This window comes from Methanobrevibacter curvatus (genome assembly GCF_001639295.1).
Taxonomy (GTDB): Archaea; Methanobacteriota; Methanobacteria; order Methanobacteriales; family Methanobacteriaceae; genus Methanoflexus; species Methanoflexus curvatus.
Genome location: NZ_LWMV01000159.1, coordinates 1 through 24684, shown reverse-complemented (window position 1 = coordinate 24684; position 24684 = coordinate 1). Strand labels below are relative to the sequence as shown.

Below are 24684 nucleotides of genomic sequence, written 5' to 3'. Positions count from 1 at the left end.
AAATAAGCAAGAAAAACAGTAAAAAAAGGCAAAAATCCCATAATTTAAAAAAAATCTCCATAAAAATACAATTTTTAAAAAAAAAATAAAAAAATTAATTAAAAAAAGCAGGTTAATAGAAAATCTCTTAAATAAGTAAATTTTATTTAATGTTGGTGATTTAATTGAATTTAGGCAAAAGTTTAGCTTTTTTGCTTTCTGTGATTTTCTTCATTGTTTTAGTTGTTGTGTTTGCCACTATTGTTGTAAGTTTTTTTCCAGGGGTTCACTTTTCTGATAATCTCATACTAAGATTTGTTTGTTTAATTATATTCGTATCCATTACACGGAGATTTTATAATTATTTAAGAGGAGAATAGTCAGTAGTTCGTAAAGTGTTTTTGTATTTTTTTTATCAATTGGTTTTTTATGTTATAGTTTAAATCGAAAAGATTAAAAGCAATGTTTAACATATCATATTTATGGTAAATAAAATACAAAAGAAAGTTAAAAAGTGTATTAAGAATATTCGTTGAATAAAATTATTAATAGGTATCAGTAGAAAGTCGATGTTTTTAAAAAAATTGTTTTTTATCAGATTTTTGTATAACGGGAAAACGGTTGATGAAAATGTGGAATTAATGGAAATTGCATTATCTACTGAACATAGATGGTTAGATGAATGGAACGAAGATGGATATGAAAATTTATACCCAAAATACAAAAATGGTGGGTGTAAAGCTAAATTAGCTAAAGAACAATTCAAAAAACTAGATGAAACAATGATCAATATTCAATGAGCAGAATACCTAAAATAGTTAAAAAACTAGGATATTCTTATAAAAAAGGCTATATTCTATATTTTAAAATGCCTAACGATGCAGAAATTATATTAAAAAAAACTAAGATTTTATAATTTAAAAAACTGTAAACTATCTGTTTTAGATCAAGTAGTCTGCCAAAACCTTTCTAACTCACCTACAACAATTTGCAAAATATCAGAAAAAAACATACTTAAGAAAAACCCTATGAGATTTTCAAGAACAGGAATAGGAATACAATCCATAAATGGAAAGTCATATATAAGTTTCCCACCTAACTCTCGAAAAAAAGAAATGATAAAGTTTTTTATAGAATTATTACAGATAAATTCAGAAAATAGCTTCTTAATCAATAGATTATCAGAAATATTACAATATGAACAATTAAAAATTATTCAAATCATAGAAGAATTAGAAAAAATGAATTTAATAATCCAGAATTAATGAATATTATATTAAATCATGTTTTTCCTGAAAAAACTAAAAAAATAATCATAAAAGACTTAAAAAAATATGTAGAAAATCTTAAAATGTCAAAAAAATATGAAAAAACCAATAAAAAGAAACTTGAAGAAATATTAGAATGACCTATAAAGTACTTTTAAAACCTTTAGAAATCCTATTTAAACAAGAAATAGAAACTGTGGTCGTACTAGACAACTATCCTGTTCATCATGCAATAACACTAAAAGAAGCTTGCAAATATCTTAATATGGCTCTTATACACTTATTTAAATACTCTCCTAAGCTTAATCCAATTGAACAAGTGTGGAGAACTATGAAAAAAGAATTATCTACAGAATTTATTGTGAATGAAGAATTTTTAATAGAAAATTTCGAAGATTATTTTACGAAAATGTAGATAAAAAGTCATTTACAAAAAATGGATTGATAAATTTATTTTTGATAAAATAATGATTTGCTAATTGCATATATGTGTTAATATGGAATTTTAGCAATATAAAAGTAAATTATAATTATTTCACGATTTGTTTTTAAACTTTTCAATATAAACTATAAATTATATTTTTCAAAAAAGAGCTTAAAGATGAGTTAAAAAAGAATTAAACGGTAAGGTAATAAATGATTTGTAGATGAATAAGTATTGGTTTAATAAGATTTTGAAAAATTATTATTTAAATGACCTAGATTTCCAAAGTACTATTAATTAAAATATTTTAATTCAACACCAAGCTCTTACAAATCAATTAATAAAAAAAATAAAAAAATCTAGTATATTAATATGAGTAAAAAAATTCAAAAAAACTATTGTGTGCTTTCTTTTTTTAGTGCTTGCATACTTTTAGAAGCTTTAACATTAATTTTACAAACAGAATTAGCTTTTCTAAATGTTAAATGACCTGCAACAGTTTTTTCATTACATTCTACATATCTTTGATGATTATTCATTAATTTTTCTTCAATTTCTACCATTATTTCACCTTATAAAATTTTATTTTAGTCTATTAAAAATTGATATAAATATATATTCATTACAATAATTTATAAATATTTCTATTAATTTAAAAAAACAACAACAATAACATAGAGTAATTATAAAAATTAGATAAAAATAAGAAAAATATTTTTTAAAGTTTGGAATTTTTAAAAGCTTTATTTTGTTAATGATTATTTAATTTGAATAAAATTTTTCAAAATATATATGCATTAAATTACATATTATATATAAATGAATTAGAAATATTTTATATATAAAAATACTATAAAAGTGTTTTATTTTTAAAAACTAAAAAAAATAATAGCTACATTAAGTTCAAAAATATTTAAAAGGATAAAAATGGAAAAGAAAGCCGTTATTTTTGATGTTGCAGGAACCTTACTCAATAGAGCAGGAGCTCAAAAGAATTTAAAAACAGGTGAGATAACTAATACTTCGTCTCTTGGTTTAATTCATGAAATAGGAAATAGTGCCTTGTTTGTTCTTCAAACTAACACAGAAAATTGTGTAATGAGGGCAAATAAAGCTCTTAAATTCATAGATTTTATTAAAGAGTATCAAGTTCCATTGTACATTAGCTATTCATCTAGTGATTTTAAGCCATGTGATTATCTTAAAAGTCTTGAGAAAAATCAAATTACTATGAAAGAGTTTCAAGATGTAGCTATTTCTTTAAAAAGAAAATTTGGAGATTTAGAGATTTGTAGTGGCTCAGCTTTTATCTACAACTATGAAACAGAAGAGATTGAATACACAATAGCTGCTGGTGGGAAAATATTTCCTAAAGTAAGCTATGTTATCCAAACTTTAAATGATAATGGGATTAAAACATTTATTGCATCTGGTGACAGTAGTGAATCTGTAAGTGAAATAGGATCAATTGTTAATATTCCTAAAAAGAATATTTTCGATACTGTAGATACTAAAGGTAAGGAAAAAATAGTAAATGGATTAAAAACAAGAGGTTACAAGGTTATGATGGTTGGAAATGATTACAACGATGTTTTAGCTTTTAAATCTGCAGATGTTGGAGTTCTTACTTTAGAACAAGGTAATTTTCCCAATAAAGATTTATTAAAAACAGCAGATATTGTTGTTGATAAAATTGAGGATATTTTAAACATTGATTTTTAAAAAATAGAGTAAATTAGAACTTCTTTTTAACTTTTTAATTAATATTATTTTTAATTAATGTTATTTTTATGTATATTATATCATGTTATCACTTTATTTTAGATTAACAGTTCCTAAAATGTTACCTGTACAACTTGGAATTAGGAATTTTTTTTCATTTTTTGGTATTTCAATATTAAAAATTCCATCAAATTCTTCATATTTTTTAAATATCATTAAAAGTAGACGTATTTCTTTAACTGCATTATTTTCGTCTTCTAAATTCCATTTTCCATCTTTAAACTCTTGATAAATTTCTTTTTTACCATATTTTTCAATTAATATTGGGATACTTTTTTCTTCATAATCTGCAATGTGAAGAAGAATGTCTTCTCCTACAGGAATATCTGATATTTCTAGGATTTCCTCTCCATACTTAGCAAGATAATCTAAATTTATATTTTTAACAGCTACAGACATCATTTTATCTTTTTTTATTTTAATATTTTAAAACTTAAATAATTTTCTTTTTTTAAATTTTTAAAAAAAACTTTAAATAACAGTATAACCACTGAATTCAATAGCTGTTAAAGAATGTGCACTGTTTAAAAGTGTTTTCTTCTCAAAATAATCTCCCAGACATTATAGGAGAACTTCTATTAAAATAATTTTATGATTTCCGAATATTTTTTACAATTTCAGGAATCTAATTAAAATTAGGTTCAAACATGTTTTTACCTTAAAAATTTATTTAAATTATTTAAATTATTTAAATTATTTAATTTATTTAAATTTTATTAAATACATGTTTTTTTTTAAATATATAAAGTTTAACTAAAATAGAAAGAAATAGAGATGAATAGCTGAAATAATTGTTAAAAAATAAAAAATGTTGAAAAATAAAATAAGATAAATTTAATATCTTTATTTACAAATTTATAGCTTTAAATTGATTTGATTTTTCTATCATTAAACTCAGTTTTTAAGATATCCATATAAACTTCATCATATACTTCATTGTTTATAGGATAAGCTTCCCTTCTTTTGCCAATAATCTTAAATCCAATATTTTTATACATTTCAATAGCTTTTTGATTAAAATCAATGGCATAGAGCATTACATTATTTAAATTTAAAATATTAAACGCATATTCAAGAAGTAAATTACTAGATTCCTTACCATAACCTTGATCTTGGTAAGATTTATCCAATAAAAGACCAAAAGTAGTTTTACCGTGAATAAAATCAATATCATACATAAGCCCAATTCCAATGGCTTTTTCTTCTTCTGTTTGGTTTAATTTCTTTACAATAACAAAAAATAGCTTATCTAGAGAGAGGTTGTAATCTTCAATGTATTTAGCTTGTTGGTCTTTATTAAATGTAATATGGCTTCTACCAAAGGTTAAATTAATTTCAAAATCATTTAGCCATTCATTATATAAATTTAAATCCTTTTCTTGTGGTAGACTTAAAAATATTCTATTTCCATTTAATTTATTAACATAGCTCATGAAACTCCTCATAATTTAGTTAATGTTGATTTTAGCAATATATTTAGCCAAGAGTAAATCAGGACGATAGGTTAACTTTGCTTGTCTTAAACCAGCAATACCTAAATCTTCTTCTCGGTTGATAAATTTATAATCTGACCACTCATTTTGGCAGAATTCTTGATTGATACAGTTGTAGATTCCTTCAAAATCTGTATTTGCTCTTTCACAATGAATAATGACTGTGTCTTTAGTTAATTTTTCTCCTGTAGAAACTCCAGCTATTTCTCCGTCAATTCTAATAATACATCCCTTAATTTCTAATTCAAAGAAATTGTCAAACATCTCCTCCATAGCCATTATCTCCTCTTGATCATTGTTTGTATTTTTAATAATGTTTACAGTAAAATCTTTTGCTTCTTTTATATTTTTTGAATCAATCTTTTCATAGTTGTAATTATATTTTTCTCTAAATTTCTTTAATCCTTTACGTTTACTACGTAATTTATGGCCTGTTAAATTGATTAGCTTATCAGAACTGTATATGTAGTCAAATGAATCTCTATCTTCTATTAAGCTAAATTTATTTAAAGATTTTCCTAAAGACTTTTCTAAAGATTTTTCCAAACATTTCTTCATTTCTGGAAGTAAAGGTTTAATAATTAGTGTCTTAGTTTCTTTTTTAATAGCTTCCTTAATTAAATCTAATGAATCTTTAGTATCACATTTTCCATAAGGGAAATGGCAAAATGGTAATTTACTGTCTCTTAATTTTCCTTTAATACATAGACAATCATTGATTATTGTATACTCATATTCATAAGTCTTTCTCCACATAAAAATATTAGAGAAGTTCTTCTCAGCATTGTTAAATTCAGTTTTATTAAAGTAATCCTCAAGGATAGCTTTATCAGATAAGGTTATTGGTTTAAAGTTTATGTCTTTCATTTTATCCTTAGTTTGTAATAATTATCTGAACAATGATTGTAAAAATAATAATTATTTGAATAATAAGTTTATTTTAGCTATTTCATAACTTACTATCCTTAATGATTATAAATCATTATTGTTCTAAATTATTATTATTCTAATCATTATTAAAGTTTTTTAATAAAAATAGATTATAATTGTAAATTATTTTTAATATAATTAATTTAAGAAATCAAAAAAAGTATTTTTAATTATAAATTTTATTTATATTATGTATTTTATAATATTTAATTGTTATCATGAAATTTTTAAAAAAATTTTCATCAAGGAGTTTATTTGAAAAAGTTTATTGTATATAATAAAGATTTATATATTTTTGAGAAAGTTTATTGTATAAATGAAACTATTAATTTTTTTAAAAAATTTTTTCTTATAGGAAAAATATTATAAACTCAACTACCCAAATAAAACCTAAAGTATCAAATATTTTTTATATTATCAGATTTTTTTTGTTGCAATTTTTTTCAAGAGATTAAGATTTGTATGAACAAATTTAAGTATTAACAATAATATAATTATTTTTACTGTATTTATGATTAATTTATATACAAATAAAAAAACAATATTTTTTTTAAATATTTAGGTGATTAAATGGCTAATGATGGAATCAAAAATGAACATAAGATTATATCTCAATTGCACAATCATAAGTATGAACATATTAATAATAATTTACAGAAATTTTTACAATTTATCTTTTCATTTAAAATATCCCCAAAAGAAAGAATTTTTTCAAAAAAACTTCCAGGAGCTGATAAATCAGACATTTGTATTCAAATTAATAATGAAAAACATTTTATAAGTGTAAAAATAGGGAGTGGGAATAGTATTCACCAAGAAAAATTGGAAGAATTCATATCATTTTTAAGTAAAAATTTTGAGGTTGAAACTTCAGTTCTGAACGACATTAAATTTTTTATATGGGGTGATGGAACCTTAGATGGATCTGGAAAAATTGAAGAAAGACTTAATGCAAGAGAAATTAATAAAAAATATCCTGATAAAGTAAAAAATATTCAAACTTTTTTTAATTTCCATAAAAAAGAATTAATACAACGTTTTTTAATTGATGGATCAACAAACCAAAATAATAAACCCGAGTATATATATTATGGGAATGATATAGAAGGAACATATATTTCTGCCTTGGATGCATTAAATTGGTTAGCAGATAAACATGAAACTAACATATCCAATATTCCTATTGGGAAAACAACATTTCAAGCATGGAATAGAAATATTAATGGAGGCTCTAAATCAGAACACAAACGAGGAGAAATCCAAGTAAAATGGGGAAAAATTGGACAAAATATTAAGGAAATAGCAGAGGGGAAGTATGGTGAATAAAGGCACTCTTGAGGGGGAAAAAGAAGAAATAATTTTTGTAAAAGAATTAAATAAAAAAAATCAAAAATTTTGGGATATCCTTAAGTTGGACTCAAATAATCACTATGGGGTTCATGTAAAAACAAAGCAATATGGGAAAATTAGTGAACAAAAAGTTTTACCCAAAGCAGATGCATTTATAGCAAAAGGAGAGTTAAGTCCTAAGTTTTTAAGAGAAAATGACTTTTATGTTAATGATAAACAAATTAATGATTTAAATTTAGTACCTGTTAAATATTCTGGCATTTCAATAAAAAGACCAGATTCGAGAAACTATCAAATACAAAAATTCACTCCTTCTACATTTAGAAAAATTTTTGGAAGTTATGAATTAGGAGCTGGTGCCTCATTGTACTCAAAAAAAGAGGCTGATTTTAAAAAGAATATTGTTGTTATTGAAGGTTGGAAAACTAATTTAAATAATTTATTAAATTTTTTTTGGGAAAAGTATAACTTAGATATTTCAAAAGATAATAGCGATTTTTGTTTAAATGATGCAAAAACCATAAAAAATTTCTCTACCAAAAAAATAAAAGAATTGATCGAAAATAACATTAAAATTTCAAATTTTGTTTTTCAAGGCATAGGAAATTTTGAAGAACCTTATAATGCGTATTTTTTGTATGAAAAAGGAGAGCTCAAAACGTCTTGCCAGATCCATTTTAATGTTACAACAGGCTCTGGACGTAGTAAAGGCGATTTTACAGTAGTTTTGAAGCCTAAAAGTCATTAAATAATTTTTTAATTATTTCTTCACCTATCAATCTCACCACGGGTACAGTAACACTATTTCCTATTTGTTTGTAACTTTGAGAGTAATTTTCTTTAATTTTATAATTTTCAGGAAACCCTTGAAGCCTTAAACATTCTCTCACAGATAATTTTCTTTGTTCATTAACTAATACGGGCACATTATTACCTCCAGTACCCATTTTTGCGGTTAAACATGGACTTATTCCATCGTTTCTGAAAGAACATCTGGAGGGTCTTATTTCTGTTGCAAATAACGGAAAATCTTTTTTGATTTTTTTTTTTGATTTATATCTTTCATAATGTACTTCTAAGTGTTTTTTTGCGATTTCTGTGATTGAAAACCCCACTAAGCCATTTTCTAAAAAATTAAATGCATTTATTTTTACATTCAGTTTATTCGGAAACCTAAAACTAGTTATTTTATCTCTGAATCCAACAATGTATATTCTTTCTCTATTCTGTGGAATGCCATAGTCTTTTGAATTAAGAACATCATAAAAAATACTATATCCCAATTCTCTTAGTCTTCGTTTGATTATTTTAATTGTTTTTCCTTTATCATGATTAACTAATCCTTTAACATTTTCTAAAATAAATGCTTTTGGGGACTTATCTTTTAATATTCTTTCAATTTGAAAAAATAAAGTTCCTCGGGTATCACAAAATCCTTTTCTATAACCTCCTATACTAAATGGTTGACATGGAAAACCAGCACATAAAATATCATGGTCGGGAATTGAATTTGCAGAAATTTTTTCAATATTCCCTTCAGGATACTCTCCAAAATTTAGATAATATGTTTCATTAGCCCATTTATCAATATCAGAACTAAACACACATTTTCCACCAATAGATTCAAAAGCTAACCTAAATCCACCAATTCCAGAAAATAAATCTATAAATGTAAAACTTTCATTTAATTTAGGATAAGATTTTGATAGATTATAGGCAAAAAACGACAATTTTGTCTGAGTTTGATTTTTTTCTTGAGTGGTTTTCATGATTTCTCCTATTAGTTAAAATTAGAAAGTGTTGATTGGATTTGAATTTTTTCTTTTTTACCTTTAAGTTTATTTAAAATCTGTTTTCCTATAACAAAGCCTAAAAATGGAGGAACAGCATTTGCCAATTGTTGTTGCTGGTCAGTTCTATTGCCCAGAATAATAAACGAATCAGAAAAAGATTGTAATCGCGCTGCTTCTCTAGCAGTAATAACCCTATTGTATTCGTAATGTATAATCATAGATTTGGTAGCATGTTTAATGGTGATTGAGGGTTTATTTGGATTTAATCTCCTATAATTATTACTGTGGTTTCCACCAACATTATATATTTCTGGAGGTATATCTTTCCAATTACCTCCTTGGGGCACATTTAAAATTCTTCTTAGCACTTCTTTATTGTGCTTCATAGCATCATGATTGTATATTATGTTTTCGCTAGATTTCATTAACTGTTGAAATTTATTTTTTGGAGGCAAATAGTGTTTATTGTTAGTATCAGGAACATTACTTAGAGCATCAAAGACATTTATTGTATTACTTGATTTTTTAGGGAACCTTACAGTACCTATTTTTGATGCTATAAAAAACACTCTTTTTCTAGATTGAGGGACATTATAATCAGATGCATCTAAAATTTTATTATTTACAACATATCCTAATTTTTCAAATTCATTTGCAATTATATCTTTCACAAAATATCCATCAGGGGTTTTCATAGACATTAACCCTACAACATTTTCAATAACGACAATTTTTGGATTAATTATATTGACTGCGCGAATAACTTCTTTAAATAACCTATTTCTGTTATCATTCACATCCCTTGTTCCACACATGGAAAATCCTTGGCAAGGTGGACCAGCAATGATAACATCAATTTTTGAAGAGAATTTTTTATAAAATTTGTCATCAATTTCACAAATGTCTTGATTTAAAATTTCTGTGTTATTATGATTTTTTTTAAAAGTATCTAAAGCTGGATTCCAGTTATCTATTCCTAAGACTACTTCAAAACCAGCCATTTCAAATCCTTTACTAAATCCTCCAATTCCACAAAATAAATCGATAACTTTAGGTTTTCTATTCATAAATCCATCTTCTTCGTAATTTAATACATATATTATTAATAATTCCTTAATACTAATTTATCCTTAATCCTATATAAATATTCCTATATTCCTATATTATAAATATAATATCTTCAATTTTTTAATCTAAATGAGAAGTTAAAAACTCTTTATCTTTCTTAATCCCATCTTTAATATAATTCTCTAACAATTTTGTCTGAGATATACCTTTATTTTCAGCTATTATAACTAATTTAGTCTTAATTTTCTTATTTAAATCATAAGAAACTTTAATGGTATCTTTTTTCAAATTAATTCACCTACAATTAATATACTATTATTCACTTTTTTTATATATAAATATATTCCTATATAATTTTGTTGCTGCCAAAAGCTTTGACACAAAAAGTTTATTCAGTCATTTTTACCTAATCATGGGTGTAGTGGCAAATATGAAAAAATCATTTTTAAGCAATTTTTTATCTTTTAAATACAAGCTAACTCCATATTACATTTTTTGAGAAAGATCTTCAAAAAATTTGAAAATTTGTATTTATAATTTGTTTTTAAACTTTCCAATATAAACTATATTTAGATTTAGGAAAAATATTAATTCCAAAAATTTTAAATTTAGAAATATTAATATTGTATATGATTTTAAAATATCAATTAGATTTAAATGTTCTATTTATTTTGTTTGTTATGTTAAAATCATCTAATAACCATCTATTAACTTCTTATTAATAAAATCACGAGACAGTAAGACATTTTCATAATTATTTAACTCAATAATTCCATAGTCTACTTTTTTTAAAAAATCTTTAGAAAAATCAGCTGTTCCATCACCAACATTTAAATGTTGGTCTTTTATTCCATTGTTGTCGTTTAAATGGAAATAGTTGATATTTGGAAGTTTTAGATATTCTTCTGGATTTTCATAAGTGTTGGCATGACCCCAATCTATTGTAATTCCACAACCAACAGCATTAGCTATTTTATTTAACTCACTAGGGCAATTTCCAAGATAAGAAAAACGTTTTGGCATATTTTCAATTGAAAGAGCTATTCCTAAATCTTCTGCAAATTCTTGACAAGGTATAAATGTTTCAATACAGAAGTTAGTTGCTAAATCACGGATTCGCTTTTCTCTTCTGTGAACAACTCCAGGATGTGTGGTGACTGCTTTTCCATTTAATAAATCAGCTATTTCTAATGCTTCCATTATTTGTTTTCTACTTTCTTCTCTAATCCCTTGATTCATACTTGCTGGATTAATATCTACTGTTGGACCATGAAGAAAGATTTCGATGTCATAGTCAGAGGCAATTTGGCGAATTTTAGGGAAGTTTATTTCTTCTTTATTTTTTAACATTAATCTTGGCATGTAAGGTCCTTCACACAGAATTTCTATGATGTTGAAGTTGTCTCTATATGCTATTTCAAGAATATCTTGTATTTTATTCATAAAAAGAGATAATGTTGAAAATCCTAGTTTCATTTTCCGTTACTCCTTGATTTTTTTATTTAAGTTGATAGTATTTTTAATATTAATTTAAATGATAAAAATATAAATGTGTTAATATTTTTTTTAATTTAGATTTAGCTATTTATTTAATAACTCAAAAAACAAGTAATTTAAAAATAAAAAACAATTTTACTAATAAAAATCGAATTAATGTATTATAACCACATTATCAATTTAACAACTTCTCCACATTTAAACAACTAAAATCATAATACATAACAGACAATGATTTATTATATTTATTTAATACATATTAAATTTCTGTATTTAGGTGTGAAAAATGTCATGTTTTTTAGAAAAAATATATTCCAATTAAAATAATCTCAAATGGGTTATTAGTTAAGACTTTTTCTTGTTCCACCTTTATTATATTGAGTATTTTAGAATATTACAATTTACTTTTTCTATTTTTAAAACGAAAAGATTATAAATATGGAAATTATATTATGATTATAAAATTAGATTAAATTTAAAAACCATCTTATATTTAGTTCATACATAAATAAGTTAACTATTTGTCAATTATTATTTAAAATTTTAAAACATTAATAATTTAAAAAATGATCTTTTTAAGAACAAACAATAAGAAAGATAAAAATATGAAACAAAATAGTAATGAAATAAAAAGATAGATTAAGAATGAAAACACAAAATTTTTGATACACTATTTAAAATTAGGAGAGGATGTTTTGAAAATTGTTGCTACACCAAGGTGTAAAAAAATAGTTGAAGTTTTAGGAATTAAAGATTTTACTGTAAATAAAAATCCTGATGAAGAAGAAGGAGATTTAGCTATTTTAATGAGTGAAAGCAAAACCAAAATGGATTCTTATATTCTTAAACTAAATAGCTACTGTCAAATAAGAAGAAGTTTATTAGAACTTTATTATTTTCTTTTTGACAAATTAGAATATCTTCAAAGTGAAAATATTAATGATAGGATAGATAAATATTTAAAAGAATCAGATATTGCAAGTAGGTATTTAAATCCAAAAGAAAAAAGAGAAATAAGCTTAAAAAGTTCTAATATCAATGTTTATATTTATTCTTATTTTTTAAAAGATATTGTGGAAGATATGGGGTTTAATATTCTAAACCATCAGATTTTTAACAATGATGTAAAATATAAGCATTTTAATTATTTTTTGGAGGATATTAAAAAAATAAATAATAATGAAATAGCTGACTTTGATTATATTATTTACCCTGATTATTTTAATTTTAATATATCTGATGTGGACTCTAATATTTTGAATAAATTTATTAATATTCCTTCTCATGGAAATATTTCTAAAGACCCTCTTAAAAGAGCAGATTTTAGATATTCTTTATTAGAGGAAACTTTAAAACAAACTTTTAAAAAAGTTTGATCAAAACATTTTTTATTTTTTATTTTAAATTTTCTTTTTTAATTTTTTTCTTTTTCTTTTAATTTTTTAAGGAGTTTTTCATTATTTAATTCTCTTAAACCATCTTTTGCTATCCAATTGCTTGATTTACAGTTTAAATTATCTATTTTTTCAATTTTTTTAACTACTATTCGATTTAATTTCAAATTTCTTTTTCCTATTTGTCTTAATGCCCAGTTAACAGCTTTTTTAACCATTTTTCGATTGTCACAAGATTCTCTTTCTATAGTATCTAATAATTTTATGAATTTTTCATCATCTTCTTTGTGGTGGACCGCAAGGGTAGCCATTAATGCAAATCCTGCTCTTTTTACAAATTCTTTCTCTGACATACTCCATTCATTGATTTTTTCCCATGCAAACTTGATTTTTCTAAAAAGATTTATACAGCACTGGTCACAAAGTTTTCAGTCATCAAATTCATCTGTCCATTCATCCATTTGTTTTGAACTGACTTCTTTAGAATTATCTACAAGGGATGCAAGAATTTTAGTTTCTCTAGTGTTTATTTTCCATAAGTTTAATGCTAATTCATGATCTTTTCCACATTCTTTAGCTATTTCTTTTATAACTGGCACTCTAAGTCCATAAGTATTTTTACAATTAATACCTAATCTTTTCATTGTTTCAATATGATCTGAATCTGCTAAATATTCAACTTTTTTTATTATTTCTCCTACTTCCATATTTTATCTCTTATTTTCATTTTCAATATCATATTTTTTTATTCATTTTTTTAATTTATTATTTAGTTTATGTTTTAATTTATTATTTTGATTACAGATTTAATTTTATTTTTAATTTTATTTTTAATTATATGTTTTTTTGTTTTTTAAATTTTTATAAAAGTTATTTTATATATTAAATAAAAATTATATTATAGTTATTTGATAATGAATAATATATTAAAAAATTTTTCTAAAATCGATAATTAAATGGTTAAATTTATTATATGTAAAAAACATATTTTATTATAAATTTTTTTATTATTTTATAATTATTTTATAAATTTTATTTTTTTATAATATTTTATATAATTTTTTTTTTATTACTTTTTAATTATTTTATAAATTTTATTTTTTTATTATTTTTTAATTATAATTTTATGGTAAAAATCATGAAATATATTTTGGAGAAATTTTATGTATGAAACTTTAACTTACTCAGGTGGAATTTACAAAAGTGAGGAAATTAAAGAGTTGATTGAAGATCTTGGAGGATTTATTCTTCAAGAAAACACTATTCAGATGGATTTAGTCATCAACATGGCTGTACCTATTGATGACATAGATAAAGTCGAAGAAAAGGCTAAAGAACTTTTAGGTAAAATATCAATAGCTCCAATGGCGGGGACTGAAATTGCCATTGTTTCTCCTACACTTGCAAGGCACCACCTTCCTCATTCTGCCTGTGATATCTCTGAATATCTTCGTCGTTTTGGTGCTAAAGATAACATGATTGGACTGGCTCGTGGCCATGGTAAAGGAACTGCAGGAATAACTCAAGAAGAAAAAACTCTTATAGAAGAACATGATTTAGCTATTTTTGCTTTAGGGAGCTTTAAACAATGTATTATTGACAAATCATTTTTGTTTGATGATATAGACATTCCAGTAATCGTTACTGGAGCTCCTGAAATTGATTTAGATGAATTACCTGGTGCAGATTATTATGTTTCTGGTTTAGGAAGAATTCCTCGTAGATTAAAACGTGGTGAAAATATTAGGGCTTTAAGGAAGCTAGTTGAAGTTGTTGAAGATGCATTAGATAAAAAACGAAGAGAACTTTCTAATGATCCACCTATTGTTCCTTCAATTTTAGTTAAAAATGAAATTGAACGACAAGTTCCAGATATTAAAAAAATCACTTCTCCAGTACCAGTTACAAGTCAAATTGATGGATTAAGAGTTAAATTAGATTATGATAAATATCATGAAGTCATTGAAAATGTGGATATTGAAGATAAAAAACTATCTCAAATAGCTGATATTAAGAAATCCCATATTTATGATTATATTTGGATAAATCTTTTAAATGAAAGCTCTATTATTTAATATCTATTGGCTCTTTATTTATTTGCTCTTATTTTTTTACTTTTATTTATTTATTTATTTATTTTTTTTTATTTTTTTTCCTCTATTTTTATTTTTATCAATTAATTTTTTCATTAATCTTTTTTAAAGTTATTATTTTGTGCGTGGTTACATGGAATTTATTCAAAGAAGATTTTTTACATTTGGAATTTTTAAAACCTTGCTTTATTCAGCTTTTCTTTTTCTTTGTTTATCTGCAATAGCTAATTTATTTGATTTTCATGACAATGGAATTATTATTCTTTTTGTAATAGCTATTATCTTTCTTAATCTATTTTCTTCAGGTTTAGAAGTCTATAAATCTAATATTTTTACAAGAACTATTTTATCTTTCTGTGAAATATTTGTATGGATTTCTTTAATGTATGGATTTTTAACATTATTTATTTTTATTATTGGGATTTTTATCCAAATTAACAAGGAGCTATTATTTATTATTTATCTTACCATTGTTCCTTTACTTACAATTTATGGATATATTAATGCTCATAGAATACAAATTACAGAAAGAGAGGTTTCTATAAAAAATTTAAGGGAAGAAATTAATATATTACATATTTCAGATCTTCATGTTGGTTCTATTAGAAATAGTAGAATGTTAAAACAATTAACTAAAAAAATTAATCTAATTGGTGGAGATTTAGTAATTATTTCTGGAGATTTGGCAGATGGATCTTGTCAAATTGATGATAGTTCTTTTTTACCTCTTAAAGAGTCTAAAGTCCCTATAATTTTTACCCCAGGGAACCATGACATTTATCCTGGACTTGAAAATGTTATTTCTGGATGTAAAAATGCAAATATCCATGTTTTAATTAAAGGAAAATTTGTTTTTAAAGGTTTAAATATTTATCCTCTTCCTGTTCTTCCAAACTTTAGATCTTTTACAAATGATTTGTCTTTATTGAACCTTCAGGATATTAATATAAATGAAGTAAATATTTTAATAAATCATTTCCCTTTAAATTGGGAATATTTTAGAAATAATGGAATAAATCTGCAACTTTCTGGTCATACTCATGGAGGTCAATTTATACCATTTAATTTCCTTGTAAAAACTCAATTTCGGTATATTACGGGTTTATATGAATTTAATGGATCATATCTTTCTGTAACTGATGGTGTTGGAACAATTCAACCCCCAATAAGACTAGGGACTCGTAGTGAGATTATTTTATTAAAATTAAAAAAATCATAATTAAAAAATAGTTTTTTTTTTTTAAATGAACTTTTTTTTTAAATATTTTTAAATATTTTTAAATTAATTTTCAAATATAACTTAAACACACCATAATAATTAATAATAATATAGTAATAAATCATAGTAATATCAATAAATCAATAGTAATAATAATATAATCAATAGTTGATAATAAATCAAAATAATTCAGATTTTTAATATTTTCACTTGAATTTTTCTAAAATTTATATTTAAAGAATGTAATTATATTAAAGGAAGTGTAATTATTTCTATTTTACTTACTAATGTTAAAGATAAAGGATTAAATAAAAAATTAATTGATTTAAGTATAAAAAAATTAAGTTTTAATTTAAATAATGAAATAGATGAAATTTTTTTTATCAATGATGATTTCAAAAGTCACAATTGGAATATTGACAATATTAAAGAAAATATTTTTGAAATTAACAATGAAAATCATGTTGAAGATTTATATAAAAGTATTGAATCTATTTTAGAAGAAGCTTTTTTGAAAAAAAGTTTTGTAAATATCATAGTCGATACTAGCTTTCTTGGATATGTAATTTTAGAAATAGCTATTAAAAAATTTAATGTAGAAGAATCATTTATATTTGAAAATGGAAAAATAACCCCTTCACATCCTTGTAATTGTGAAAGTGATTATATGGGAATATAATCTATTTTAAACAGAAATATAAAGTACTGTATAAAATATTTTTTTATCACTATAAATTATTTTAAATAATTTTATATATCTTAATAAGCATATTGTTAGTAATGAGTAATATATTACTTTTTTAAAATAACAAATTTTAAATATTAATATATTAATTTTAAATATTAAATTAATTATAACCTTTAAATATTAACTTAATTATAATCTTAAATATTAATTTTATTATTAATCTTAAATATTAATTTAAATATTTTTATAAGATATTATTTTTTTGGTTTTAACTATTATTTTTTTTGGAATTGGTTTATTTTTGATTTAAGCTATATAAAATTTATTAAAGTGTTTCTTATGAGTGAAGAAGATAATGTTCGTAATTTAAGACATTACATTGAAAAAGATGAAAAAAAGAGTAAAGAAGGTATTGATAAAGGTAATTTTTATGATATTGTCTCAGATAATGAGAATCAAATCAATGAACTTCAAAAAGAACTTGATAATGATAAAAATATTTTAAAATCTAAAGTTTTACCTGATGGAACTCCTTCATATCCTGGAGATATTAAGGTGGAAGAAGATAAAATATCTAATTTAAGTTCCCAAATTGATGATTTAAAATCTTCTCTTGATTCTAAAGTAGAAATTGTAGCAAATAAATCCATAAAAACATCAGATGTTCCAATTAAAGACAATGAAATAACTTCACTTAAAACAGAACTAAAAGCCTTAAAAGCAAATCAAACATCTGGAAATTATACTCTTGATTCATTTTCACAGGCTACAGAATTAAAAAATAAAAATGCAGAGATTGAAAAGCTTCAAAAACAGCTTAATGATTTGGAACTTTTATTAGACTCTAAAGACAAGATATTAAATAAAAGATATGAGGACTATGAGTCTTTAAATCAACAACTTCGCAAAACTGAAAAATTACTAGCTTCCAAGGACTCTTTACTTGAAGATATAGATGAAAACTTCAATCAAATTTCAATTAGATTAAATGAAATGGAAGAAATAATTGAAAATAAAAATACTGAATTGAAAATAAAATCTAGTGAGTACATAGATTTAAAATCTAAATTATCAAATACTCAATCTATTTTAGATAAAAAAAATAGAATCATTCAATCTAAAGATGAAGATTATAAAGTTCTCTCTAGTAAATATGCTGATTTGGAAAAATCTCTTAAAAATAAAGATAAATCAATTTTAGCCAATGAAGAAGATTATAAAATCATTCAAAATAAAATTTTAGAGCTAGAAGAGGTAATTAAATCTAAAGACGAAATTTTAGATAAGAAAGAAGAGTTTTACAAAGAACTTGAACAACATGTTCAGGATAAAAATAATCTTTTAGAAGAAATTCAAGAAAAAGAAAAAACTATTTCTGATAAAACCCAGGAAAACATTGATTTGCAATCTAATATTAATGATTTAAATGAGGAAATTTACTCAAAAAATAATCTATTAGAACTTAAAAATGAGGATGAACTCAAATTAAAATCTCAAATAGCTGAAAAAGAAAACATTATTTTATCTAAAGATAATATAATTAAAGAGTTTGAAGAGATAGTTAACGTACTTGAAGATAATCTCGAAAAAGCAAATAGAACAATTCTTGAAAGAGATGAAGAGATTACTAAACTTAAAAATCAAATAGATCATAACAACAGTTTAATTGAACTTAAAGATAAAATTTTAGAAAGTAAGGATCAAGATTATCAAAAAATTCAAAAGCAGATTAAAGATAAGGATTTCTTACTTGAATCTAAAGATAAAATGTTGGGTAGCAAAGAAGAGTATTATAATAAGCTATTAAAACAAGTCAGTGATAAAGAAACTATTTTAGATTCAAAAGGTAAGTTCTTAGATTCTAAAGAAAAAGAAGTTAATCAAATTCATCTTAAAGATGAGGAAATCAATGAGTTAAAAGCCAATATTCATGATCTTGAAGAACAAATCTCACAACAACAAAAAGCACTGTTTGTTACTAATAAAGATTTATCCCTGGCAACAGATAAGATAACTGATGCTAAAAATGAAGTTATTACTTCTATTAAGAAAATGGAAGCTTTACAGGAGGAAAATAAGAAATTATCCATGGTTATAGTTGCTTATCAAGGTAGAGATTTAATTAGTAGAATTAGAAATAAACCCCTCTCAATTCCTGATGAAGTTATAATTAATCAATCCAAAAAAGATTGATTTTTTTTAGCTTTATTTTTTTTATTTTTTTTAATATTTTATTTACATTTTGCCTTTTTATATTTTATTATGTTTTTTATACTTCCTAAAACACTTTTTTTATTTTAATTCTTTAAAACAAACTTTTAGAAAAAGTTTGATCAAAAACTTAGAAAATAAAGCATTTTATTATAAGTAATACTTTTATTAGTTTGAAAATATTAATTTTAACTTATTTTTGACTTAGAATTTAGATTTTTTAATTAAACTATTGGGGTTGTGCCAAGATTAAGATTGTGAAAAAATTAGGAATATTTGTTATTCTCTTAATAGCTCTGTTTATGATTGTAAATTCTGCTGATGCTTATGAAATTCATACTATTAAATGGAATACACACGGAGATATTTCTAAAAATAAGATTCTTTACAAAAATATTCCTAAGTCAACACTTACAACAAAAATAATTAAAGAATCAAAAAAAGGAACAGTAATTTTAAAATTTGGTAATAAAAAGGGTAAAAAAACTTTAATTGTTGCAGGCGTCCATGGTAATGAACTTTCATCACAAGTTGCGGCTTTTAAACTTGTCAACAAATTAAAAACAAATGAAAAAAAGCTTAAAGGAATAGTCTATGTCATTCCTGTTTTGGTTCCTAAATCTACTCAAAATTCACAAAGGTTCTTTAAGGGATATAATTTAAATAAAGTTGCAAACAAAAAGGGTTCTGTGACCTATGAATTAATTAAAAAGATTAAAAAATATAAAATAGATGCTGTAGGCGATTTTCATTGTTCTCGACCTGGAGGTGTTCCAGGAAAAGATGTTGCACTTGGAACATACTCACCTTGCAAGAAAAGTGGAGAAATGGCAATAGCTATTTCAAAAATGACTCGTTTATCATATATAAATGAAAAATATGCTGCTGTATCTTATCCTGGAGCTTTAGAAGATAATTTAAATCTTAACATGATTCCTGCAGTTACTTGTGAAGTCAAAACTCCTCATGGAACAATAGCTAAAGGAAGTGTTTCAAAATCTTACAACATGATGATTGCTTTTTTAAAATTCAACAAACAATGGTCATAAATATTTCTTACAAACAATTTCATTATTTCTAATTTTCTTTTTCTGTTTTTCACATATTTCTACTTAAATTTTCTATTTTAATTTATTTAAGCTGTTTAATTTTATAAAATAGCATTAAATTAAGAAGAAAATAGCTAATTGATTATTATGGTTTGTTTTAAAAAGAGATATAGTATGCCGAGAGTAACCCGCCTTCTGTTTTACAGCATTCATCTTTGCGAAATACTTTTACCTAAAATAGGTTAACTTTTTCTTGCACCACATAGAATGGCCGTTTCACCGCTCCTTTTAATGTCTTCAGCTATTGCATCATGGTCATTCATTAAAAGACATGTCGTTTCTGCTCCAGAGTCCTACTTCTCAGCAGGTATCTTTGATACTATGCTTTTTATATGGTGGACGGAGTTTCCTTAGTTTTAAAAAACCAGTAGCTGTCTTCGGCTTACTATAATTATATTTTTGTATTTTGAATTAAATAAATCTTTTTGTTTTTTTCTTTTTTTCAATAATTGAAAACATTTTATATATCTAACAAAATTGACTTTACATTTCTTTCTTAAAGAAATCTTATGCTATTTTTGATATTTTCTCATTAAAATTCATTTAGTACTATGATTGATGATATTAAGTATTATGAAAAATCATTTAACATGTGTTTAACAAATAAATAGGTTTTTTAGTAATGTTTATTATATCTTAATGTAAAATTGGAGAATAAAAGAAATTATTAGTTTTGATGATGATTTTGATATTTTTAATGATATTACAAGGAATCAACAGGTAAATATTTCTAACAAATGGGTTTTTTTTAATAGGCTGTGCAACGATTATTTTTTGTAAAATAGATATCTAATTAAAATAAATTAAAATATTTTTAAGGCATTAATACATATTTTCTATAAAGAATAAATGTTTAAAATAAGTATAATTAATAAATAACTCATATTAATTAGTTAAATTGAATTAAGAATAGTTTAAAGAATAATAAAAATTAAATGTTTAAAAATAACTAGTTTTAGCAAATAGCTATTAATATTAATTAAAATAGAATTTTATTAAATATTTATAGTTATTTTTATAATATTATTTACTATGGTCCTATAAATATAATTTTAAGTTAATTAACAAAATTTAGAACTTAGATTTTTGAATTGTTTCACAGCCTTTTAAAAATATTGAAATTTGATTGAAAAAATCAAATACAAATTATTAATTTATTAGAATAATTTAAATTTAAAATAATTTCGAAACAAATAATTATTATTTATTCTAGAATCATTTAATAGATTAAAAGAAGTATTAAAAGTATATATATTAATTATACCTAAAGAAATAGCATTAAAAAAGAGTATTTATAGCAGGGCCTAGATTTGAACTAGGGCTCTCGGGGTTATGAGCCCCGCGGGATCACCAGACTACCCCACCCTGCTTGAATGAATAATATGCAAATTTAAATAATTATTTCATTTAAAAAAGATATTATTAAAATAAGGATATCAATATTTATAATTTACATCTTATATAAACCTTTGCTTTAATTTTGTAAATTTTTTTATTTATTTTTATTATTTATCCTCTTCTAACTTTTTAAGTCTTTCATCTAATGAATCTATTTTTTCATTTGTATATTCTCGGTATTCATTAAATCTTTTTTCTAAGCCATTAATATTTATTTTAACATTGTCAAATCTGTTTTCTAATGTTTTGATGTCTTTGTTTGTGGCTAAATTCCATTCATTAATTAAATCTTCACTTCGTTCATTTAAAAAATGTTCTAATTTTTTTGAAAAAGCATCAGTATTAATATTTGGCATTTCCATGTCTTTTATTTTAACTTTTAGTTTTTCTCCTACAGTTCCACTTTCACTATTTCTTTTAATTCCTTCAAAACTTTGGTAGATATTTTTTTCTTTTACAGGACTTGTAATGTATTCATTGAAATATTTGTTTGCTTCAGGACTGTTTTTAATGAAATAGTATGCAAGGATTAAAATTGCAATAATAAGTACTAATAAAGCAATAGCTTCAAAAATACCCATAATATCACCTCTTTATGATCTTTATTTTTATAATTTTAATTTCTTATAATTTTATTAATTTTTTGTTATTTTTATTTTTCATTATTTTTATTTAGCTATTTGTATCCTATTAGTCATTTTTTTAATAATTTTTTTTCTTTAAGTTCAATCTCTTGTAGCATTTTTTCTAATTTTTTTTGTTCTGTCTGTGCTTCAAGGAGGGTTAATCTTTCATTTATTTCGTTGTGAAGATATTTAACTTCATTTAAAACTCCTGAGGTTGAATTACGAATTTTTGCCAAACTTTCTTGTTGGTCTTTAGGAATATTTATTTGGCTTTCTATTAATCGTTTTTGTTCAACATCTTTTTCAACCATACTAATTTTTTTAAGCTCAATTTCTTTTTCAATTATTTTTATACTGTTAGATGATTCTCTCATATTTTTCAATTGATAAATTATCAGAATAATTCCTACTACAACCACAACTAAAATTATTAAATAAAATATTTGAGTTGGTATAATCTCACCAGCCATTTAATGCACTCCTAAATACTTTTAGTATTTATTTTTTAAAATTAATAAAAGCATTACTTATAAAATAAAATATTTTAGTTTAATTTATATATATTAAAATATAGATTATATTAAAAATGCTCAATATCTATATTAAAAATAATCAATATTAAATATACTTATGTTAATTAATTATATATAAAACTTATTAATAGTATTTATTTGTAAATATATCTATAAAATTTGTATAATATATCTATATATAAATTTGTATAGTATATATCTGTATAAAATTGTTTTTAAAATTTATAAAATATTTTGACTATTATAAAACTATTTTTGGTGTATTAATGATAGAAAAATATGTAAAAGCAGGAAAATTAGTATCTAAAATTAGAAATGATGCATCAGCGATGATTAAAGAAGGATTACTTGTTTTGGATTTAGTTGAATTTGTTGAAAGTGAAATTCTTAAATCTGGTGCAGAAATCGCTTTTCCTTGTAATGTTTCAATAAATGAGATAGCTGCTCATTATACATCTCCTTTAAATGATACAAGCCTAATAAAAGCAGGTGATTTAGTTAAACTTGATTTAGGTGCCCATATAGATGGTTTTATTGCTGATTCTGCTGTTACAATAATGGCTCCTGGTGATAGTTTATTAAAAAACTTAGATGAGGAAACCATTTCTAAAAATCAAAAATTAATTGAAGCATCTGCAGAAGGTTTAGAATCTGCTATAGCTACAGTTAAAGCTGGTATTGAAGTAGGTAAAATTGGTGAAGAGGTTCAAAAAACAATCAATTCATATGGATTCAATCCAATTGTTAATTTAAATGGTCACAGTGTAGAACAATATTCACTTCATTCTGGTATTTCTGTTCCAAGTATAAAAGAAGAAGGAACTAAAAAGTTAAAAGAAGGAGATGTAATAGCTATTGAGCCTTTTGCAACTGATGGAATGGGTTTTGTAACTGATGCTCCTGGAACATACATTTATAGATTTTTAAAAGAAAGACCATTTAGACTTACATACACAAAAAGAGTTTTGAAAACTGTTAAGACAAATTATCCATCTTTACCATTTTCAATTAGGTGGTTAAATGAAATTTATCAAGGAAATAGACTACAGAACTCTTTAAAACAATTAGTTGATGCAGGAGCCATTTATCCTTTTCAAGCATTAAAAGAAAAAACAAATAGTTGGGTTTCTCAAAAAGAACACACAGTAATAGTTGAAAAAGATGGCTGTCAAATAATAACAGAATAAAAATGCATACTAATTTAAATAGATAATTTTAATTGATACTTTAAATAGATAACTAAGCGAATAGATATTTATTTAAGAATAACCAATGATAATTCTATTGTTTGACTGTTATCCTTCTTCATCATCAGATACAACAACTTCTACAAAAATTGGTCCTTTATCTGATTTTTCTTTCCACATGACTAAAAAGACACCAACATGCATTTCAGGAATTTCAAACAGCCTATACTCAGAAAAAACATTTAGTTCTTCTAAGGATCTTTTCATTCTCTCTATCCCAGCTGAATCACTATCTCCGCCTATATGGACATTTGCACGAATTTGTTCATCCATTCTATTGATTAATTTAGATGCTTTATCTGAAAAATCTCCTATTTTTGTTCCATTTAATTCTTCAATTAAATCATCTAATGTTTTTCCAAAGTCATTTATAGATAAATCTTTATCAGATAAAGAACGAACTATAAGAATGAATTGAGTTTCTATAGCAGGTCTAGAACCTTTAAATGCATCTAATATTCTCATTATATTTCCTGCTACTTTATGGAGTTTTACTATTCTATCACTTCCAGTACAATTTTTCTATTTTTTTTTTTTTTTTTTTTTTTTTTTTTATTATTTTTTTTTTTTTTTATTTTTTTA

Annotated in this window: 25 protein-coding genes, 1 tRNA gene, 1 other RNA gene and 1 pseudogene; 14 read left to right on the top strand and 14 right to left on the bottom strand. The window is 23.7% G+C overall.

The features are described from left to right. Positions 1-164 precede the first annotated feature (164 nt). The 4 genes from MBCUR_RS10320 (at position 165) to MBCUR_RS04295 (ending at position 1662) form a co-directional block, all read left to right on the top strand. Positions 165-359 carry a hypothetical protein gene (locus MBCUR_RS10320; protein WP_157077669.1) on the top strand — a complete coding sequence of 65 codons (195 nt, stop codon included), beginning with the start codon at positions 165-167 and terminating at the stop codon, positions 357-359. 222 nt (positions 360-581) lie between these two features. Further along, positions 582-779 (top strand): helix-turn-helix domain-containing protein, encoded by a 198-nt coding sequence (locus MBCUR_RS10315; protein WP_169805792.1) that lies wholly within the window; start codon positions 582-584, stop codon positions 777-779. A 464-nt stretch (positions 780-1243) separates the two neighbouring features. Next, positions 1244-1387 carry a hypothetical protein gene (locus MBCUR_RS10310; protein WP_157077667.1) on the top strand — a complete coding sequence of 48 codons (144 nt, stop codon included), beginning with the start codon at positions 1244-1246 and terminating at the stop codon, positions 1385-1387. Further along, the gene (locus MBCUR_RS04295) at positions 1384-1662 is read left to right on the top strand and encodes a transposase (RefSeq protein ID WP_067090633.1); all 279 of its coding nucleotides are present in this window, start codon (positions 1384-1386) and stop codon (positions 1660-1662) included. The genes MBCUR_RS10310 and MBCUR_RS04295 overlap by 4 nt, the downstream gene beginning before the upstream one ends. A 404-nt stretch (positions 1663-2066) precedes the next feature. Here the strand turns inward: MBCUR_RS04295 and MBCUR_RS10305 are convergent, their stop codons facing one another. Further along, a complete protein-coding gene (locus tag MBCUR_RS10305) occupies positions 2067-2234 on the bottom strand; it encodes a hypothetical protein (RefSeq protein ID WP_157077666.1) in 168 nt (55 codons plus the stop codon). A 364-nt stretch (positions 2235-2598) separates the two neighbouring features. Here MBCUR_RS10305 and MBCUR_RS04290 point away from each other — a divergent pair, with 364 nt between their 5' ends. After that, positions 2599-3393, top strand: a complete 795-nt coding sequence (locus MBCUR_RS04290; RefSeq protein WP_067090631.1) for an HAD family hydrolase — start codon at positions 2599-2601, stop codon at positions 3391-3393. 93 nt (positions 3394-3486) lie between these two features. On the opposite strand, the gene MBCUR_RS04285 is transcribed toward MBCUR_RS04290, so the two are convergent. From MBCUR_RS04285 to MBCUR_RS04275, 3 genes are all read right to left on the bottom strand, one after another. Further along, positions 3487-3855, bottom strand: a complete 369-nt coding sequence (locus MBCUR_RS04285) for a hypothetical protein (RefSeq protein ID WP_157077665.1) — start codon at positions 3853-3855, stop codon at positions 3487-3489. A gap of 461 nt (positions 3856-4316) precedes the next feature. Continuing rightward, entirely contained in the window at positions 4317-4886 is a 570-nt protein-coding gene (locus MBCUR_RS04280; protein ID WP_067090626.1) for a GNAT family N-acetyltransferase, read from the bottom strand. A 15-nt stretch (positions 4887-4901) separates the two neighbouring features. After that, complete coding sequence (locus MBCUR_RS04275) at positions 4902-5813, bottom strand: DUF2156 domain-containing protein (protein ID WP_067090623.1); 912 nt, start codon at positions 5811-5813, stop codon at positions 4902-4904. Between the two features lie 633 nt (positions 5814-6446). Between MBCUR_RS04275 and MBCUR_RS04270 the strand changes: the two genes are divergently transcribed. Both MBCUR_RS04270 and MBCUR_RS04265 read left to right on the top strand, forming a co-directional pair. Beyond that, positions 6447-7202: a hypothetical protein gene (locus MBCUR_RS04270; protein WP_067090621.1), complete on the top strand. Its 756-nt coding sequence runs from the start codon at positions 6447-6449 to the stop codon at positions 7200-7202. Next, positions 7192-7974 (top strand): hypothetical protein, encoded by a 783-nt coding sequence (locus tag MBCUR_RS04265; protein WP_067090618.1) that lies wholly within the window; start codon positions 7192-7194, stop codon positions 7972-7974. Before MBCUR_RS04270 ends, MBCUR_RS04265 begins: the two co-directional genes overlap by 11 nt. Here MBCUR_RS04265 and MBCUR_RS04260 read toward each other — a convergent pair. The 4 genes from MBCUR_RS04260 to MBCUR_RS04250 all read right to left on the bottom strand — a co-directional run bounded on the left by MBCUR_RS04260 (position 7961) and on the right by MBCUR_RS04250 (position 11563). After that, on the bottom strand, positions 7961-8995 hold the full coding sequence (locus tag MBCUR_RS04260) for a DNA cytosine methyltransferase (protein ID WP_084269482.1): 1035 nt from the start codon (positions 8993-8995) through the stop codon (positions 7961-7963). The genes MBCUR_RS04265 and MBCUR_RS04260 overlap by 14 nt on opposite strands. Before the next feature lie 11 nt (positions 8996-9006). Continuing rightward, complete coding sequence (locus tag MBCUR_RS04255) at positions 9007-10086, bottom strand: DNA cytosine methyltransferase (protein ID WP_067090616.1); 1080 nt, start codon at positions 10084-10086, stop codon at positions 9007-9009. Between the two features lie 121 nt (positions 10087-10207). Then, entirely contained in the window at positions 10208-10375 is a 168-nt protein-coding gene (locus MBCUR_RS10300; RefSeq protein WP_157077664.1) for a hypothetical protein, read from the bottom strand. A gap of 405 nt (positions 10376-10780) precedes the next feature. Then, a complete protein-coding gene (locus tag MBCUR_RS04250) occupies positions 10781-11563 on the bottom strand; it encodes a sugar phosphate isomerase/epimerase family protein (protein ID WP_067090613.1) in 783 nt (260 codons plus the stop codon). Positions 11564-12279: 716 nt separating this feature from the next. Here MBCUR_RS04250 and MBCUR_RS04245 point away from each other — a divergent pair. Beyond that, complete coding sequence (locus MBCUR_RS04245; RefSeq protein ID WP_067090611.1) at positions 12280-12960, top strand: hypothetical protein; 681 nt, start codon at positions 12280-12282, stop codon at positions 12958-12960. A 38-nt stretch (positions 12961-12998) separates the two neighbouring features. On the opposite strand, the pseudogene MBCUR_RS10800 reads toward MBCUR_RS04245, so the two are convergent. After that, positions 12999-13685: pseudogene (locus MBCUR_RS10800) on the bottom strand (DNA alkylation repair protein). A gap of 456 nt (positions 13686-14141) precedes the next feature. On the opposite strand from MBCUR_RS10800, the gene MBCUR_RS04235 reads away from it, so the two are divergent. The 5 genes from MBCUR_RS04235 to MBCUR_RS04220 all read left to right on the top strand — a co-directional run bounded on the left by MBCUR_RS04235 (position 14142) and on the right by MBCUR_RS04220 (position 20238). Beyond that, the gene (locus MBCUR_RS04235; RefSeq protein WP_067090608.1) at positions 14142-15053 is read left to right on the top strand and encodes a methanogenesis marker 7 protein; all 912 of its coding nucleotides are present in this window, start codon (positions 14142-14144) and stop codon (positions 15051-15053) included. A 151-nt stretch (positions 15054-15204) separates the two neighbouring features. After that, complete coding sequence (locus tag MBCUR_RS04230) at positions 15205-16290, top strand: metallophosphoesterase (RefSeq protein ID WP_067090605.1); 1086 nt, start codon at positions 15205-15207, stop codon at positions 16288-16290. A 511-nt stretch (positions 16291-16801) separates the two neighbouring features. After that, positions 16802-16969: a hypothetical protein gene (locus MBCUR_RS10295; protein ID WP_157077663.1), complete on the top strand. Its 168-nt coding sequence runs from the start codon at positions 16802-16804 to the stop codon at positions 16967-16969. Between the two features lie 348 nt (positions 16970-17317). Beyond that, positions 17318-19171, top strand: coding sequence for a hypothetical protein (locus MBCUR_RS04225; protein ID WP_067090603.1), 1854 nt, complete (start codon positions 17318-17320; stop codon positions 19169-19171). A 275-nt stretch (positions 19172-19446) separates the two neighbouring features. Continuing rightward, positions 19447-20238, top strand: coding sequence for a M14 family metallopeptidase (locus MBCUR_RS04220; protein ID WP_245637286.1), 792 nt, complete (start codon positions 19447-19449; stop codon positions 20236-20238). A 172-nt stretch (positions 20239-20410) separates the two neighbouring features. On the opposite strand, the gene rnpB is transcribed toward MBCUR_RS04220, so the two are convergent. The 4 genes from rnpB to MBCUR_RS04200 form a co-directional block, all read right to left on the bottom strand. After that, an RNA gene (gene rnpB, locus MBCUR_RS04215) (RNase P RNA component) lies at positions 20411-20684 on the bottom strand. Between the two features lie 909 nt (positions 20685-21593). After that, positions 21594-21668, bottom strand: a tRNA-Met gene (locus MBCUR_RS04210). A 135-nt stretch (positions 21669-21803) separates the two neighbouring features. Further along, the gene (locus MBCUR_RS04205; protein ID WP_067090600.1) at positions 21804-22277 is read right to left on the bottom strand and encodes a hypothetical protein; all 474 of its coding nucleotides are present in this window, start codon (positions 22275-22277) and stop codon (positions 21804-21806) included. Positions 22278-22390: 113 nt separating this feature from the next. Then, positions 22391-22792 carry a hypothetical protein gene (locus tag MBCUR_RS04200; protein WP_067090599.1) on the bottom strand — a complete coding sequence of 134 codons (402 nt, stop codon included), beginning with the start codon at positions 22790-22792 and terminating at the stop codon, positions 22391-22393. Between the two features lie 329 nt (positions 22793-23121). Between MBCUR_RS04200 and map the strand changes: the two genes are divergently transcribed. Then, positions 23122-24042 carry a type II methionyl aminopeptidase gene (gene map / locus MBCUR_RS04195; protein WP_067090596.1) on the top strand — a complete coding sequence of 307 codons (921 nt, stop codon included), beginning with the start codon at positions 23122-23124 and terminating at the stop codon, positions 24040-24042. Positions 24043-24150: 108 nt separating this feature from the next. Here map and MBCUR_RS04190 read toward each other — a convergent pair whose 3' ends face one another. Continuing rightward, complete coding sequence (locus tag MBCUR_RS04190) at positions 24151-24600, bottom strand: DUF2120 family protein (RefSeq protein WP_067090594.1); 450 nt, start codon at positions 24598-24600, stop codon at positions 24151-24153. Between the last annotated feature and the right edge of the window lie 84 nt (positions 24601-24684).